The sequence below is a fragment of the Longimicrobium sp. genome, from assembly GCA_036389795.1.
In the GTDB taxonomy this organism is placed as follows: Bacteria; Gemmatimonadota; Gemmatimonadetes; order Longimicrobiales; family Longimicrobiaceae; genus Longimicrobium.
Map to the genome: position 1 here is coordinate 20,981 of DASVWD010000004.1, position 16,366 is coordinate 37,346.

The following is a 16,366-nucleotide window of genomic DNA, read 5'->3' on the forward strand; positions in this document are numbered from 1 at the left end:
ACGTGCGCCGAAGGCCTCCAGTCTACCCGGAAACGCCGCGGCTGTCGAGAGGAAGGGGCCGCATCCGCGGCAGGTCAGCGCTGGGCCAGGCGGCGCATCACGCGCCGGCGCGGCAGCCCGTACCAGAGGAGGACGAAGACGCCGAAGAGCACGCCGGCCAGCGCGAGCGCGCCGGTGGACGAGCGGAGGATCACGCGGCTCACCAGGAAGACGTCGAGCGAGATCCCCAGCGCCAGCGGGAGCATGCTCCAGAGCAGCAGGCGCGAGGAGACGGCCAGGAAGTTCTCGCTGACGGAGCGCGGCTCGCGCTGGCGGTGCAGCGCGGCGGGCGCCATCACCAGCGCGATGGAGACCACCACCAGCACGATGGCGCCCAGGTGCAGCTTCTGCTCGAACCCGCTGAGCCGGGTGGAGAACGCCTGGTTGAAGACGGCGATGAGCTGGAAGCCGAAGAGGCTCTGGATCCCCGGGAGCACCATGCGGCACTCCTCCAGCATGTAGCTGGCGGCGTCTTCCAGCGAGAGGTTCCCTTCGCTCTCGGCGGGGGGCATCCTGCTGGGGTGCGACGGCTGGGTGCTCACGCGCTGGTCGGAATCTGGTGACGGCGAAACAGGCCGGCCCCGGCCTTCGCCGCACGCCGATTACCAGATTCGTGCCGATACGTCACACACCTCCCCCGGCCGTCGGCAGGTCCGCCGTCCTCAGCGCTCGTGGACCACGCGCCCGCCGACCACCGTCATCGCCACCCGCGCGTCGCGGATGGTCTCGGGCGGCACGCGGCGCAGGTCGCGGTCGAGCACCACGAAGTCGGCGAGCTTCCCCGGCTCCAGCGTCCCCTTCTCGCGCTCCTCGAACGCCGCGTGCGCCGCGCCGGAGGTGTAGGCCCGGAGCGCCTCCTCCACGGTGATCTTCTGCTCCGGCACCCAGCCGCCGGGGTTGCGGTCGTCCAGCGTCCTGCGGGTGGCGGCGGCGTAGATCCCCTCCAGCGGCGTGGGCGGCGCCACGTACCAGTCGCTCCCGAACGCCGGGCGGGCGCCCGCGTCCAGCAGCGAGCGGAAGGCGTAGGTGGTGCGGATGCGCTCGGGGCCGATCACCCGCTCGGCCCAGCGCCCGTCGTCGATGGCGTGGTACGGCTGCATGCTGGGGATCACGCCCAGCGCGGCGAAGCGGGGGATGTCGCGCGGGGCCAGGTGCTGCGCGTGCTCCACGCGGAAGCGCCGGTCTCGCGCGCCGTTTTCACTGGCTACGCGGGCGAAGACGTCCAGGAGGATCGTGTTCGCCCGGTCACCGATGGCGTGCACCATCACCTGCAGCCCGGCGCGGTCGGCGCCCGCGGCCCAGCGGTGGAGGCTGTCCGGCGGGGTGACCAGGAGGCCGGAGTCGGCCGGCGCGTCGGTGAACGGCTGGTGGAAGGCGGCGGTGTGCGAGCCGAGCGAGCCGTCCACGTACCCCTTGAGCCCGCCGATGCGCAGCCACTCGTCGCCCCGGCCGCGGGCGGCCACGGTGTCGCGCAGCAGTTCCCAGCCGTCGAGCGGGACGGCGGCGTAGATGCGCGTCCCGAGCCGCCCGGCGGCGTGCGCGCGGCGGAACGCGGCCAGGTCCGCCCAGCTCCCCATGTGGTGCACCGAGGTGACGCCCTGCTCCGCCACGAAGCGCATGGCGGCGGCGAGCGCCCGGTCCTGCATCTCCGGCGACGGCGGCGGGACCACGCGGTCCACCAGCGCCATGGCGTTGTCCTTGAGCACGCCGGCCGGCTCGCCCCCCGGGCCGCGGACGATGGTGCCGCCCTCCACCTCGCGGGTGTCGCGGGTGACGCCGGCGGCGCGCAGGGCGGCGGAGTTGGCCAGCGCCATGTGCCCGTCCAGCCGGCTCACCCACACGGGGTTGTCGGGCGTGACCGAGTCGATCCACTCCTTCCTCGGCAGCTCGCCGCCCCAGAGCGAGTGGTCCCAGTTCCCCTCGGTGATCCAGGCGCCCGGCGGCAGCGTGCGCGCGAAGTCGCGGATGCGTCGGGTGAACTCCTCCGGCGTGCGCGCGTCGCGGAGCTGCACCGAGGCCAGCGAGTACCCGCCGCCCAGGAAGTGGATGTGCGAGTCGATGAACCCCGGCACCACCATCCGCCCCACCGCGTCGACCACCCGCGTCCCCGGCCCGGCCAGCCGCTCCACTTCGCGGTCCGACCCGACCGCGACGATCCGCCCCCCGCGCACCGCCAGCGCCTGCGCGTCGCGCGCGCCGGCCACGCCCGTCCAGACGGTCGCGTGGAGGACGACCAGCTCGGCGGGCTCCTGGGACGCCACCCGCGTCCCCTGCGCGTACGCGGCCAGGAGCAAAGGCCCGCCGAGGACGACGGTGCGGCGGAGGAGAGGGTGCCGGTTCATGGGAGCGCGGGGAGCGAGGCCGGGATGAGCGGTGTGGGTGAGCGGGAGATCTAGCCGCGCCGGAAGCCGGAAGGCAATGGCCGGTGGATGCGGTCGCGTCAGGACGGGTTATCTTCCCCTCCCCGGTTCCACTCACCCCAGCCCGGTGCTCGTCGTGAAGCTCTGGATCGATGCGGACGCCGCGCCGCGCGACGTGAAGGAGATCGTCTTCCGCGCGGCCAGGCGCCTGGAGCTGGAGACGCTGCTCGTGGCCAACCAGCGGCTCCAGGTGCCGCCCGGCAACGCGTTCGTGGCCGCCGTGCGGGTGGAGGGCGGCCCCGACGCGGCCGACCGCCACATCGCCGAGGCCGCCCTGCCGGGCGACGTGGCCGTGACGGCCGACATCCCCCTCGCGGCCGCGCTGGTGGAGAAGGGCGTGAGCGTGATCGACCCGCGCGGCGAGGAGTACACGCCCGAGAACGTGGGCGAGCGCCTGGCCGTGCGCGACTTCATGGACGGGCTGCGGGGCTCTGGCGTGGAGACGGGCGGCTCGCGGCCCTACGGCGCGAAGGAGAAGCAGGCGTTCGCGGCGGCGCTCGACCGCGTGCTCACCCGGGCGCTGCGCCGCCGCTGAGCCGTCCGCATGGCGGTGGGTACGCGGGCGGCGGCAGACCGGGTTTTCCGGACAGCCGCTCCGGGCGATCCCCCCTGCGCGCGGCTGCGCGGCAGTGTATTATGACGCGCCGATCTGTGCCTGCCTCCCCACCCGTTCCCCGAGGGAAGCACGATGCGAGTGATGGATGTGATGGCTCAGCAGCCTTACGTCGTCACGGCGTCCGACCCGGTCGCCCGCGTCGCCCGGACGATGCGCGACTTCAACCTGGCGCTGGTCCCGGTGGTCGACGACCGCCGCGGGATGCGCGTGCGCGGCGTGATCACCGAGCGCGACCTGGTGGTGCGGCACGTGGCCGCCGGCTGCCCGCCGGGCCACCGCGCGCAGGACGTGATGACGCGCTACGCCTGGGCCACCCTCCGTCCGGACGACGGGATTGAGGACGCTCTCGCCCGGATGCTGGGCGCGGACGTGCAGCAGGCCCTGGTCACCGACGGCGAGGAGCGCCTGCTCGGGATCGTCTCCGCGCGCGACCTCCTGCGCGCGCGCTCCGACCGGGAGCAGGCGGGAGTCGAGAAGCTGCTCCGGGAGGTGATGGAAACGCCGATGCTGGTGGAGAGTTGAAAAACCGGAGGATGGAGATCAGCTGGCACTCAGGAGCGGGCGGAAGCCTGCCTGGCGGAAGTGATCGTCCGCTGTCAGTGCGTCCGTAATTCCACGCTGGCGCATCACCACGAACGACATGCAGTCCGTCAGGCTCCATTCCTTGTCACCTCGAGCCCGGAAAAGCGCAAAGGACTCTTCGACGAGCCGCTCCGAGAACGGGACGATCTCGAGGTCACGGTTCTCCGCTATGCTGTCGAGGAGCGAAACGGCGACGGACCGGTAGCGCGCCTTCGAGAGAGCGTTCCCGATCTCCAGAATGACAGCCCATGTCGTGATCATCCGGGTCCGTTCGGACCTGAGCTGATTGGCGACGTTGACAGCTGCGGCGTGAAGTGCGTCACGAGGAACAACGAGTGCGATGGCGAACGCAGTGTCGAGGAACACTTCACTCGTCTTCGTCATCGACAAGGTCGCCGTAGAGGTATTCGTCGAGACGGGTCGAGAAGTCTTCCGGACCGTCGACGCTCAACGAAAGCGCAGTTTCAAGGAATGACTTCTCGCCTTTCCGAACAGCCTCGCCCGGATCGACGGTGACAAACACGCGCGTGTTCGGCGGCAGCGGCAACGGCTCGTCTAGGCGGATCACCTCGCCGTCATAGGTCGCGGGGATGCGTGTCATCTTCGTCTCCATGTGATGCCTCGTTCGCGCACGGTTCGTCCAGTTTGATACGATTGCGCTGCCCCGTCAAGGGATACACGCGAAAGCGGCCACCGGTCGGACGCTCCTGTTTGCCACCTGCCCTTCGACTGAGACGACTGCCCTTTCCATCTTTCCATCGCAGCCCGCGAGACCTCGCCGGGCTCACTCCCGCGGTGGAGCGCTCGCTTCCGCCCGCAGCACCGGCTCCAGCACCCTCCAGACGTTCTCGGCGAGGATGCGGTGGCCGCGCTCGTTGGGGTGGATGCCGTCGCCCAGGTTGAGCTCGGGGTTGCCGGCCACGCCCTCCAGGAGGAAGGGGACGAGCGGCAGGGTGTCCTCCCGCGCGACGTCGGCGTAGACGGCGCGGAAGTCCCGGCCGTAGCGCTCGCCCAGGTTGGGCGCGGCCACCATCCCCGCCAGCACGATGCGCGCTCCCGGCCGCGCCTCCTTCACCGTGTCGACGATCGCCTCGAGGTTCTCGCGCAGCCGGCGCAGGCTGGTGCCGCGCAGCATGTCGTTGGCGCCCGTCTCCAGCACCAGCACGTCGAAGGGCTGGTTGAGCAGCCAGCGCATCCGGCCGCGCGCGCCGGTCGACGTCTCGCCGCTCACGCCCGCGTTCACCACCTCGAAGGGGAGCCCCGCGGAGTCGATCTTCTCCTGGATGAGCGCGGGGAAGCCCTGCTCGGGCTCCAGCCCCAGCGCGGCGGTGAGGCTGGTCCCCACGAAGAGCACCACCCTGCGCTCCCCGGCCGGGGCGGCGGGCGGCTCGGGGTCGGCGGCGCCGCGGGCGCCGTCCGCGGGCTGGCGCTCCCCGGCGCGGCAGCCGATGATGAAGAAGGCCGGTACCAGGACTCTCAGGGACCAGCGGGACACGGATCCAGTGCTCATCGCGGAGAATCTGTCCAAGACGTACAGGAGCGGCGGCCAGCAGCTGGCCGCCGTGAGAAACGTAAGCTTCCGGGTGGAGCCGGGGGAGACGGTGGCAATCGTCGGGCCGTCCGGGAGCGGGAAGACCACGCTGCTGGGGCTCCTGGCCGGGCTCGACCGCCCCAGCGGCGGCGCCGTGCGGCTGGACGGCACCGACCTGGGCGCGCTCAGCGAGGACGCCCGGGCGCGGCTCCGGCGCGAGCGGATCGGCTTCGTCTTCCAATCGTTCCAGCTCATCCCCACCCTTACCGCGCGAGAGAACGTGGAGGTCCCCCTGGAGCTGCGCGGCGAGCGCGCGGGCGGGCGGGCGGACGAGCTGCTGGCGCGGGTGGGGCTCGGCGGGCGCGGGCACCACTTCCCCGCCCAGCTCTCCGGCGGCGAGCAGCAGCGGGTGGCGATCGCGCGGGCGTTCGTGCACCGGCCGTCGATCCTCTTCGCCGACGAGCCCACGGGGAACCTGGACGCGGCCACCGGCGGGCGGATCATCGAGCTGCTGACGGAGCTGAACCGCGAGCTGGGGACCACGCTGGTGCTGGTCACCCACGACCCCGACCTGGCGGCGCGCGCCCGGCGGGTGATCCGGCTGGCGGACGGCGTGGTGGTGTCGGACGAGCGGGGCGGCTCGTGACGCGCTCCGGCCCGCTGCTGGCGCTGGCCTGGCGGGAGAGCCGCTTCGCGCGCCGGCGGCTCCTCCTCTTCCTTTCCTCGATCTCCCTCGGCGTGGCGGCGCTGGTGGCCACGCAGTCGTTCGCGGCCAACCTGGCGGCGGGGGTGCGCGACCAGTCGCGCGCGCTGCTGGGCGCGGACGTGGCCTTCTCCAGCAACCGCGCCTTCGGGCGGCGCGCGGAGGCGCTGCTCGACTCGCTCCGGCGCGCGCGCGTCCCCGTCGCCCGCGTCACCTCGTTCGGCTCGATGGCGCTGGTGGAGCGCACGGGGGGGACGCGGCTGGCGCAGGTGCGCGCGGTGGAGCCGGGCTACCCCTTCTACGGCGAGATCGTGACCGCGCCCGCGGGGGGCTGGCGCACCCTGCACGGGGGACGCAACGCGCTGCTGGACCCGGCGCTGCTCACCGCGCTCGGCGCCCGCGTGGGCGACTCGGTGTCGGTCGGCGAGGCGCGCTTCCGTGTCGCGGGGACGCTGGAGAAGGTGCCGGGCGACGTGAACGTGGCGGCGCTCTTCGCCCCGCGGCTGGTGATCCCGGCGCGCTACGTGGGCGAAACGCGGCTGATCCGCTTCGGCAGCCGGGTGGAGTACGAGGCGTACGTGCGCCTCCCGCGGGCGGACGCGGCGCAGCGGCTGGTGGACGCGCACCGGCCGGCGCTGCGCCGCGAGCGGGTGGGGGTGCGGACGGCGGGCGAGCAGCAGCGCGACCTGGACGAGGCGCTGGGCCGACTGGGCTCGTTCCTGGGGCTGGTGGGCACCTTCGCGCTGCTGCTGGGCGGGATCGGGGTGGCGAGCGCGATGGGCGCGTACATGGCCCAGAAGCGCGAGACGGTGGCCACGCTGCGCTGCTTGGGCGCCACCGCCCCGCAGGTGATCGCCGTCTACCTCCTGCAGGCGGGGGCGATGGGGCTCGCGGGGGCAGCGCTCGGCGCGCTCGGCGGCGTCGCCGTGCAATGGATCCTGCCGCGGCTGCTGGCGGACCTGCTCCCGGTGGACGTCAGCACGACCGTCGATCCGCTGGCGGTGGCGACCGGGGTCGGCGTGGGCGTGTGGGTGGCGCTCGCCTTCGCGCTGCTGCCGCTGCTGGCGACGCGGCGCGTCTCGCCGCTGGAGGCGCTGCGCCGGCGGGTGGAGGCGGCCGGGCGCGCGGGGCGCGACCCGTGGACGCTGGGCGCGTGGCTCCTCCTCTTCGCCAGCGTCGCGGCGCTGGTGGTGCTGCAGGCGGGCGAGGCGGCGACGGGGATCGGCTTCGTGGCGGGGATCGGCGCGACGCTGCTGGCGCTGTGGGCGGCGGCCTGGCTGGTGACGCGCGCGGTGCGCCGGGCGCGGACGGCGGGGCTGCCGTACCCGGCCCGGCAGGGCGTGGCCAACCTGCACCGGCCGGGGAACCAGACGCGCGTGGTGGTGCTCGCCCTCGGCTTCGGCGTGTTCCTGCTGGCGACGCTCTATCTCGCGCAGCACAACCTGCTGCGCCCCCTGCGGATCAACGCGGCCCAGACGCGGGCCGACCTCCTCCTCTTCGACGTGCAGGAGCAGCAGGAGGCGGGCGTCGCCGGCGCGCTGGCCGCCGAGCGGGTCCAGGTGCTCCAGCGCGCGCCGATCGTCCCCATGCGCATCCACTCGATCAACGGGAAGACGGCCGCGCAGCTCGTCCCGCTCGCGCCGGAAGCGGACACGGCCGAGGCGGGAGATCAGGCTCCTTCCGGGCGCGAGGGGCGGCCGGAGCGGGACGGAGACCGGGACGGCGAGCGGCGCGGGCCCGAAGGGTGGGCGGTGCGGCGCGAGTACCGCTCGACCTTCCGCGACACGCTGGTGGGCTCAGAGCGGATGCTGGAGGGCGGGCTGTGGCGGCCGGGCGGCGGCGGGTCGCGGGGCGGGCGGCCGGCGGAGGTGTCGCTGGACGTCGCGATCGCGGAGGACCTGGCGGTGGGGCTGGGCGACACCATCACCTGGGACGTGCAGGGGGTGCGCATCCCCACGCGGGTGACGTCGATCCGCGAGGTGGACTGGCGGCGGCTGGAGCCCAACTTCTTCGCCGTCTTCCCCACGTCCGTCCTCGCGGGCGCGCCGCAGACGTGGGTGCTGCTGGCGCGCTCTCCCGGCGCGGCCGCGCGGGCGCGGGTGCAGCGCGACGTGGTGGCGCGCTGGTCGAACGTGGCGATCCTGGACCTCACGCAGGTGCAGGCGGCGGTGGACGAGGTGCTGGGGCGCGTGGCGGCGGTGATCCGCTTCCTGGCCGCGTTCAGCGTGGCGACGGGGTTCGTCGTGCTGCTGGGCGCGGTGCTCACCAGCCGCCTGCAGCGCATCCGCGAGAGCGTGCTGCTGCGGACGCTCGGCGCCACGCGGCGGCAGATCGGCGCCATCCTGCTCGCCGAATACCTGGCGCTGGGCCTGCTGGCGAGCCTCGCCGGCGTCCTGCTGGCCACGGCGGCCGGGTGGGCGCTGTCGAAATGGGTGTTCGAGGTGGACTTCGCCGTGCCCGTCTCGCCGCTCCTCGTCCTCGCCGCGGCGGTGACGGCGCTGGCGGGAGCGGTGGGGCTCTGGGCCAGCCGCGAGGTGTTCCGGCACACGCCGCTGGAGGCGCTGCGCGAGGAGTGAGTTGCCCCGTCGAGGGGGAGAAACGCGGGCGACCCCGGGACGGTTCGTCCCGGGGTCGCCCGCTTCATGATCCCGCGTAGTCCGGCGCGGAGCCTCGCCCGTGGAAGGCGCTTCGGTCCTTCTTACCGGGAGTCCACCCGGACGGCGGTGACGGGTGCCGGACTGAAGCGTACGAGCCATGCCGCATCCGGCGGGTCGTACCCGAGCTTCGCGGGCGTCCCGGTGACGACGGAATAGCTCGCGTCGAACTCGAACTCTCGCTCCAGCCTTTCCACGTCCGCCGTGCGCAGGAGAACCTCTTCGCCGCGGCCGACGATCAGGATCCCGTCCCTGCCACTCTCTCGGACGGCCCGCAAACCGGCCCGTTCGAGCAGCCCGCCTCTTTCCCGGCGATCCCGGAGCCGCCATTCGTAGACGACCAGGCTCCCGGGAGAAAGCGGCCCGCAGGCGAGCTCGAGGACGCCGGCGGCGGCGGACGGCCGGCACTCCAGCGGCCTGGCCATCCCCGCCAGGCGCTCCGCGGCGAGCCGGTCGGTCAGCACGTCCGCGTCCGGCAGGATGCGGACGCGATCGGGAGCGACCCCCGCGTCGGCGGGAAGGAGCGTGCGCAGGATCAGCACGGCGGCGCGTGCGACCGCGTCCTCGCCGGGGCTCGACGACGACCCGGTGCTGCCCGCCGGATACGGCGGCACGGCCCGGAGCGGCCTGCCGCGCGCGGCCCGCGCCGGACGCGCCGCGCCCGAGCTTCGCCGCCACCACCAGCACGACCGCGGCTGCACCGAGCGCGAGCAGCAGGACCTTCAGCCGCTTCTCCATGATGTCCTGCACGGATCCAACGAGGTTCAAGTCACCCGTAGTCACCCGTGGTCGGAGGAGAATCGCGCGACATCAGGGCCGATTCCCTCCCGTGGGTGCGCACAGGTGTACGTCTCATGTCACAGATCACCCACTCTGAGACGAAGCGGCTGGCTTGACGGCTCCTGTGCTCTGTCTTGACGACACCCATCCCCCTGGTCTCGGTCTCCATGCGTCGTCCCGCATTCCTCGGCCGGAGGCAAACAGAACGCCCCTCGCACTGCCCGGCGTCGACGCTGCGGTCCTGTATTCCTTATTCGCTTTCGGTCTGATCATGCATTTCGACCAACTCTCGAAAGCTCTCGAACGCAACTGGCCCATCCGAAGAATCCAGAAGTCGTTGCACGCTCTCGTCCAGCCTCCGCGTATGCTCCCACCTGATCCGATCCGGTTCAGAGAGCGAGGCAAGGTACTCTGGAGTAACCAGCTCTGCACGTCCGACATGCACGACCCATTGGATGCCCCGCTCCCGTTCCGCAGCATCGGGAAGTCGGCCATCGATACAAAACCCGTCGATGGTGATCACATACTCCGCGAACGAACGCTTGAGTGTCTCCGTATCGACCACCATCGTTTCGCCCCGTCCGATCAGCAGGATCTGCGGATGGCCGCCCGCTTCCGTCGACGCCTCGAGCTGAGCGGGTATACAGCCGCCCGCATCCCGCAGGCTGCTTCTGGCGAACTCAGCCTCCTCCTCCGATAGGGGAGCGGTCTCGATCACCAGAACGCCGCTCCGCACCTCGGGCACGCATTGGACCGGTCTCATCGCCGCCAGAACGGCAGCAGCTTCCCGATCGTTGAGCACGGCGTCATCAGGAGGCAAGATCACCCGGTCCACATCGACGGGAACGCGCCGCGGCAGCGAAGCTCGCAGGGCGAACACCGCGACGTGCGCGGCGCTCAGGTCGGACGGACTCGCTGGAATCGTGTCGATCACGGTTCACCTTCCCTGCGCGGGGTTTGCAATCCGGTCGTCGGCAAAAAAAAGTTCCCCATCCCGTTTGGCAATCGACATAGCCCCATGCGGGAATCAGGGGAGTTTCGGGCCCGCCTAACCCCACCAGCCTTCCCTGGTAAAGCGCTCTGTCCCCCACCCTGGCGGTCTGCTGCAGGTTCCAACGCACCCTCTCGAACCGGATATGGATCGGGATCGGGTAACCACGCTGAAACTCTATGTGTAACGGCCTGCTCACGAAGTTTATCGTTTGCAGATGGCAGTTGCGCCAGTCGTCCCGCTGTCGCCGGGTTGTAACCGTTCGCACACCCGGCTGAGCAAACGCATTCGCATCGCCACCCCCACCGCGGGCCACCTGGAGGATTTCCGACAAGGAATACCCACCCAACCCCCAATCCACGGGCCGGGCGGTCCCGGTGACGCCGTCGAGCCCAATGTCGCAGTACTCGTCCAGTCCCTTGGCCACTCGTTTGTGGTCCTTGTCTGTCGCACCCCCGAACTCGACGCACAGCCCGAACGGGTCCGTGGTGTTGGTCGGGCTGTTCCCCGCGTACGCGTACGGGTTGATCCCTCCTTCCAGGCCGATCGGGTCTTCGCTGACGAAGCGGGCCAGGGAGGGGTCGTACCAGCGGTTGCGGACGTAGTACAGCTGCGTGCCCGGGTCCAGCTCGCGCGCCATGTAGCGCAGCGGCTGCTGCACGCCGGCTTCTCGATTGAGGATGCAGGAACTCCCTATCGTGGCTTCGCTGCGCCGAGGGAGAAAGATGCGAGCGACCCCGGGACGATTCGTTCCGGGGTCGCCAGGTTCCTTGATACCCTGCGCGGCCTGGAGCCAGAAGCGCCGAGGCACACGCCGGTCTACGAGATCCTCACCACACGAGTGACGCCGGACGTCGGCCCGTATTCCTCAACCCATGCCGCTTCCCGAGGGTCGTACCCGAACTCCGCCGCTGGACCGGCGGCGACGGCGTAGTTCGCTGCGAAAACGAACTCCCGCTCCAGTCTCTCAAAGTCGGCCGGGCGCAATGCGACTTCTTCGCTGCGGCCGACGACCAGGATGCGCCCGTCGCTACTCTCGCGAAGCGCCCGCAGGCCGGCGGGGCCGAGCGTGCCGCCTCTCTCCTGGTGCAACTTCTGTTCATGGAGGCGCAAGGCCCTGGACGACAGCGGAGAGCAAGCAAGCTCGAGGACTCCGTCAGCCGCGGCCGGCCTGCACTTCAGCGGCTTGTCCATGCTCGCGAGGCGCGCGGCGGCGAGTTGGTCCGTCAACACTTCCGCGTCCGGAAGGATGCGGACGCGATCCGGCGAGACGCCCGCGTCGGCGGGAAGGACCGCGCGCAGGATCAGCACAGCCGTGCGCGCCACCACGTCGTCGCTGGGGGCGACGGCGAGCCGCTTCCGTCCTTCGGATGCTGCGGCCGAGCTCACGCCGGCTTCCTGCGGCCGGCCCGCGCCGGACCGGAACTGCGACGAGAGGGCTCGGACCAGTGCAACTACCCCGAGCGACAGCAGCAGGACCTTCAGCAGCGTGGCCATGAGCTCCGGCTCCTTCCTCTGGTTGGTTGAACTGTGCAGTTCCGGATGCTTCTGCAAGGAGTCGACCCGGCGGAGCGCGAGCCCGGGACGACGCGCTCAAGGCGGTGACAGTGTCACGAAGAACGGCGGCGTTGTCCACTTCACTCCCCCGGTCGTGCAGTTCACCCAGCCCCTTGCCTGGTGCGTCCCATATTCCTCGGTGTATACCTGCCCAGCGTACCAGACTTTCCGGTTGACAGACATGGTGTGGAAGCTGAAGATCTGGAGTTCCGTATCCGTCCGGTACATGTACCACTCCCCGTAAATGCCTCCGTATTCCGCAGAGATGTAGTACTTCTCCTTGCAGCCGATGAACCGCTCGGCAAGCTCGTTATCGCGAAACTGTTCGAACTCGATGTACATCTTGATTCGTTCTTGCCCGCCCCCGCCGCCACCCTCCCCGCGTCCGACCGGATTCGCCGCGAAGTACGTCCCGGAGTATGCCGTGAAGTATCCACTCCATCCCCGCCCCCCCGACCGGCTGGTCGCGGTGATCACCTCAAGCCCGATGGGACAGTACTCGTCCAGTCCCTTGTTCACTCGCGCGTGGTCCTTGTCCGTGGCACCCTTGAACACGACGCACAGGCCGAACGGGTCCGTGGCGTTGGTCGGGCTGTTCCCCGCGTACACGTACGGGTTGATCCCTCCTTCCAGGCCGATCGGGTCTTCGCTGACGAAGCGGGCCAGGGCCGGGTCGTACCAGCGGTTGCGGACGTAGTAGAGCTGCGTGCCCGGGTCCAGCTCGCGCGCCATGTAGCGCAGCGGCTGCTGCACCCCCGCCGCGTACTCGGACTCGCCCCAGGGCGCGTACTCGTACTGCGCGGCGAGCTGGTTCCCCGGGCCGATCAGCCCGGCCACGTGTCCCGGGTGCTCCATGGCGTAGTGGTAGACCACGCCCCCGGCCCCGTTCGCCCACACGCGCACGCTGTGCGGGTTGTCGACGCCCGGGTAGTAGGTGTACTCGCGCAGCACGCTCCCCGCGCCGTCCAGCTCCATCAGCAGGTCGTCGCCGTCGTACAGGTACCGGACGGTGCCCTCGGGACCGCCGCTGCGCCGGACGCGCCGACCGAAGCCGTCGTAGCCGTAGCTCACGCCCACCCCGTTCGTGGTGGCGCCCTCCAGCTCGCCCAGGCTGTTCCAGTACAGGACCTGGTTGAACTGCGCCGGGACGGTCCTGGACTTCTGCACCAGGTTGCCGTCCGCGTCGTACTGGAGCGCGTAGCCGTTGAACTGCGTCAGCCGGTTCCCGGTCTCGATCACCGCGCCGCCGTCGGTGCGGTTGCCCACCTTGTCGTAGGTGTAGCTGAGCGCGCCGAAGAACTGCGACGTCCCCGCGGGGACGCACGCGCCGTTGTCCGGGTCCATGTCCTGCCCGCCGGGACAGACCTGGTCCTGGTCGTAGAAGGCCTCGTCGCTGAACCCCAGGAGCCGCCCGAGCCGGTCGTAGCTGTACTCGCGCACCAGGTCGCCCGAGCCCTGGTAGTCGCTGTACGGGGTCAGCCGGGCGGCGACCAGCCCGTTGGCGTCGTAGCCGAAGCGGCTGTCCAGCGGGCCGTACAGCGAGAGGTGGGCGTAGTGGACGTCCGTGGGGGTGTGCAGCGACGTGTGGCCCCCGCTGATCCAGACGCCGGAGGGGAGCGTGCGCATCACCTCCAGCCCGTCCTGGTCGTGCTCGATGACGGTGCGGCCGCCCCCGAAGTCGATGAGCGTGTCCAGCTGCATGCGGGCGTTGTAGCGGAAGCCCGCCGTGTGGGCGCCGGACCAGGGCCCCGTGACGGAGAGCCCCGTGCGCAGCCCGCGGGCGTCGAAGGCGTTCTCGACGGTGTAGGTGACGCCCGCCCGGGTGGTCACCGTGCGCAGCGGCCGCCCCGCCGCGTCGAGCTCGACGCGGTCGGTGCTCTCCGGGTTCGAGGCCTGCACCCACCGGTCCGCGGGGTCGTAGCTCCAGGTGGTGGTGACGCCGCCCGCCACCCGGGAGGTCATGCGGCCCAGGGCGTCGTAGCCGAACTCCACCGCCTGGCCCCGGCGGTTGGTGACGCCGGTGCGGTTGCCCGCGCGGTCGTAGCGGTACTGGAGCACCCCGCCGCGGGGGTCCACCTCGCTCTCCACCCAGCCGAGCGCGTTGCGGTTGAACTGGTAGGCCTGCCCCCTGGGGTCGGTCACCCGCCACACGTCCACGGGGCCGTACTCGTACCTCGTGGTGTCGTTCTCCGCACCCACCGCCAGGGTCGGCCGGTTCAGCAGGTCGTAGAAGGTCCGCGTCACGTCGTTGTTCGGGGAGACGCTCACCGCCTCGCGCCCGTAGTCGTCGAAGGTGCGGGTGGCCACGCGCCGGCTGGTGGTCTCCACGCTCCCCGTGGCGACGGAGGACAGGTTCTGCCAGGTGTTCCCCGAGTAGTCGTAGAACACCCCGTGTCCCTCCGGGTCGGTCTCTGAGGCGACCCGCCCGTCGGGAGTGTAGGTGAAGGCCGTGCGGGGCGCCGTGGCCGTGCCCACGCGCGTGCTGTCCAGCCGGCCCTGCGCGCCGTAGTAGTTCCACACCTCGGTGGTGCTCCCCCAGACGTGCGTGGGCTGGTGGTACGTCGGCTCGTACGAGGCCCGCACCTCGGCGCCCGTGGTCTCGTCGCGCCGCAGGACGACGTCCTCGCCCCGGCGCGCCTCCCACACCGTGTGCCCCGAGGGAGAGACCGTGCGCACCGCGTGGCCCGCCCCGTCCCGGTCGATCACCGTCGCGCGCCCGAGCGGATCCTCGACGCGGGTGGGGTTCCCGAAGCGGTCCACCGCCACGCGCGTGGTGTTCCCCCGCGGGTCCGTGATGGTCACGCGCACCTCGTGCGGCTGCACGCGCGCGGCGGGCGCGGCCCAGGTGCCGGCGCCCGGCGCCGGGAGCACCGCCTTCTGCAGCGAGCCGTGCGCGGCGACCGGCCGGGTGACGCCCGCGTCGGTGGTGCTCACCTGCGGGGCGGTCACGCTGGCCAGGGCGCCCGTGTGGTCGTACGCCACGTCCCAGGCGGCGCCGGCCCGGTCGGCCCAGGCGGCCAGCCGCTTGTCCGAGTTCCGCACGACGGCCAGGAGCGCGCGCGTGCCCGTGGGGTCGCGGAACTCGAGGTTCTCCGACTGGCTGTCGCCGGAGTAGAAGACGCTGCTGGTGCGCCCCGCCGGGTCGGTGATGGTGGCCAGCACGTCGCAGCACGCGTAGTAGCCGAAGGTGATCACCTTCCCCGCCGGGTCGGTGATGCTGGTCACCTTCCCCGACGCGCTGTACGCGAAGGTGGTCGCGTTGCCGAAGCGGTCCTCCACCTTCCAGAGCTTCCCGTCGCCGTGGAAGACCGCGGTGGAGCCGTCGAGCCAGCGGCGCCGGAAGTGGGTCCCGTCGAAGCCGAGCGTGCTGGTCTCGCCGGCGGGCGAGGCGTAGCCCGCGCCGCTGCTCGCGAAGAACACCGCGGAGCCGTCGCCGTTGGTCGCCAGGATCCCGTCCGCCTGCGCGTACAGCCGCTGCAGGCCCGGGATGCTCCACCCCGCCCCGTAGGGACCCCACCTCTCGTTGATGATGATCACCCGGGTGCCGACCGCGGTCTCCGTGAAGGTGCCGTCGCCCCGGTAGACGCGGACCACCGCCGTGTAGAGGTAGGCGCCCGTGGGAGTGAAGGTGGCGTCCCACTGCGCGGCCACCCGGTTCGCCCCGCCGCCGGCCGCGTAGAACACCTCGTCGGTTACCCAGGCGCCGCCGGGGTCCTTCACCCGGATCGACACCTTCGCGGGCGGCGACGGCGAGTTGTCGACCACGTCGAGCTGCACGAAGCCCCGTGGGGCGGCCTGCCCGCTGGCGTAGAAGAGCGTCACCGACCGGGGCACGTCCCTGCTCACGTACGCCGGGGTGGTGTAGGCCGCCGTCGCGCTCCCCTGCGCCACGTTCCTCACCGCGCCGGAGTGGCCCGCGGGGGTGACGAGCGTGGTCACGCGGGCGCAGTCCCACGCGGTGACCGGGTCGCCGGGGACCGCGTGCTCCCCGAAGCGGTCCGCGTACTCCTGGCTGCCGAGGAAGCCGTCGATCACCGCGTCCCACCCCGCGGACTGCCCGTAGCTCACCCACCCCGAGGCGCCGGGGTCCGGCTCGCGCGCCAGCAGGTGCCGGTACAGGTTGGCGACGATGGTGGGGCCGTCGTACGGGGTGATGTAGCTGACCCGGTACTCTTCGCTGTGCGCGAGTGCGGAGACGAGCTGCTTCACCGTCATCCCGTTCTGCAGCTGCGCCCCCCAGTAACCGATGGCCGAGGCGTCCGCCCCCCGCTCCATGACCTGCGGGTACACGGCCGCGACGACCTGCTGGTAGGTCGGGCTGCAGCTCTGGGCGGCGGCCCGTTCGGCGGCCGCCCCGGCGAGCAGGAGCGCAGCCAGGCACCACCTGACGGCTGTGGACATACGGGAACTCCAGACATGCGGTAGAGAGAAGACCAGGAGGGTTTGACAGCATATTTAAGGACACTTCGTCCACTAGCAAGGCTCTCCCTGCG

Annotated in this window: 13 protein-coding genes; 4 read left to right on the forward strand and 9 right to left on the reverse strand. The window is 71.5% G+C overall.

The genetic code is table 11. The annotated features are described in order from the left end of the window. Nucleotides 1–74 precede the first annotated feature (74 nt). Nucleotides 75–581 (reverse strand): DUF6328 family protein, encoded by a 507-nt coding sequence (locus tag VF746_00245; protein HEX8690839.1) that lies wholly within the window; start codon nt 579–581, stop codon nt 75–77. A gap of 120 nt (nt 582–701) precedes the next feature. Next, a complete protein-coding gene (locus VF746_00250) occupies nt 702–2,381 on the reverse strand; it encodes an amidohydrolase (GenBank protein HEX8690840.1) in 1,680 nt (559 codons plus the stop codon). A gap of 154 nt (nt 2,382–2,535) precedes the next feature. Between VF746_00250 and VF746_00255 the strand changes: the two genes are divergently transcribed. Both VF746_00255 and VF746_00260 read left to right on the forward strand, forming a co-directional pair. Further along, complete coding sequence (locus VF746_00255) at nt 2,536–2,994, forward strand: YaiI/YqxD family protein (GenBank protein HEX8690841.1); 459 nt, start codon at nt 2,536–2,538, stop codon at nt 2,992–2,994. A gap of 171 nt (nt 2,995–3,165) precedes the next feature. Beyond that, nucleotides 3,166–3,597 carry a CBS domain-containing protein gene (locus tag VF746_00260; GenBank protein HEX8690842.1) on the forward strand — a complete coding sequence of 144 codons (432 nt, stop codon included), beginning with the start codon at nt 3,166–3,168 and terminating at the stop codon, nt 3,595–3,597. Between the two features lie 18 nt (nt 3,598–3,615). Here the strand turns inward: VF746_00260 and VF746_00265 are convergent, their stop codons facing one another. From VF746_00265 to VF746_00275, 3 genes are all read right to left on the reverse strand, one after another. Further along, nucleotides 3,616–4,041, reverse strand: a complete 426-nt coding sequence (locus VF746_00265; GenBank protein HEX8690843.1) for a PIN domain-containing protein — start codon at nt 4,039–4,041, stop codon at nt 3,616–3,618. Then, a complete protein-coding gene (locus VF746_00270) occupies nt 4,025–4,270 on the reverse strand; it encodes a hypothetical protein (GenBank protein HEX8690844.1) in 246 nt (81 codons plus the stop codon). Before VF746_00270 ends, VF746_00265 begins: the two co-directional genes overlap by 17 nt. Nucleotides 4,271–4,441: 171 nt before the next feature. Further along, a complete protein-coding gene (locus tag VF746_00275; GenBank protein ID HEX8690845.1) occupies nt 4,442–5,152 on the reverse strand; it encodes an arylesterase in 711 nt (236 codons plus the stop codon). Nucleotides 5,153–5,219: 67 nt separating this feature from the next. Between VF746_00275 and VF746_00280 the strand changes: the two genes are divergently transcribed. Further along, complete coding sequence (locus VF746_00280) at nt 5,220–5,834, forward strand: ABC transporter ATP-binding protein (protein ID HEX8690846.1); 615 nt, start codon at nt 5,220–5,222, stop codon at nt 5,832–5,834. Next, nucleotides 5,831–8,467, forward strand: coding sequence for an FtsX-like permease family protein (locus tag VF746_00285; protein HEX8690847.1), 2,637 nt, complete (start codon nt 5,831–5,833; stop codon nt 8,465–8,467). The genes VF746_00280 and VF746_00285 overlap by 4 nt, the downstream gene beginning before the upstream one ends. A 122-nt stretch (nt 8,468–8,589) precedes the next feature. Here the strand turns inward: VF746_00285 and VF746_00290 are convergent, their stop codons facing one another. The 4 genes from VF746_00290 to VF746_00305 form a co-directional block, all read right to left on the reverse strand. Next, nucleotides 8,590–9,087: a hypothetical protein gene (locus VF746_00290; GenBank protein HEX8690848.1), complete on the reverse strand. Its 498-nt coding sequence runs from the start codon at nt 9,085–9,087 to the stop codon at nt 8,590–8,592. Nucleotides 9,088–9,575: 488 nt separating this feature from the next. After that, complete coding sequence (locus VF746_00295) at nt 9,576–10,259, reverse strand: hypothetical protein (GenBank protein HEX8690849.1); 684 nt, start codon at nt 10,257–10,259, stop codon at nt 9,576–9,578. An 876-nt stretch (nt 10,260–11,135) separates the two neighbouring features. Then, nucleotides 11,136–11,813: a hypothetical protein gene (locus VF746_00300; protein ID HEX8690850.1), complete on the reverse strand. Its 678-nt coding sequence runs from the start codon at nt 11,811–11,813 to the stop codon at nt 11,136–11,138. A gap of 96 nt (nt 11,814–11,909) precedes the next feature. Further along, nucleotides 11,910–16,274, reverse strand: a complete 4,365-nt coding sequence (locus VF746_00305; protein HEX8690851.1) for an RHS repeat-associated core domain-containing protein — start codon at nt 16,272–16,274, stop codon at nt 11,910–11,912. Nucleotides 16,275–16,366: the final 92 nt, after the last annotated feature.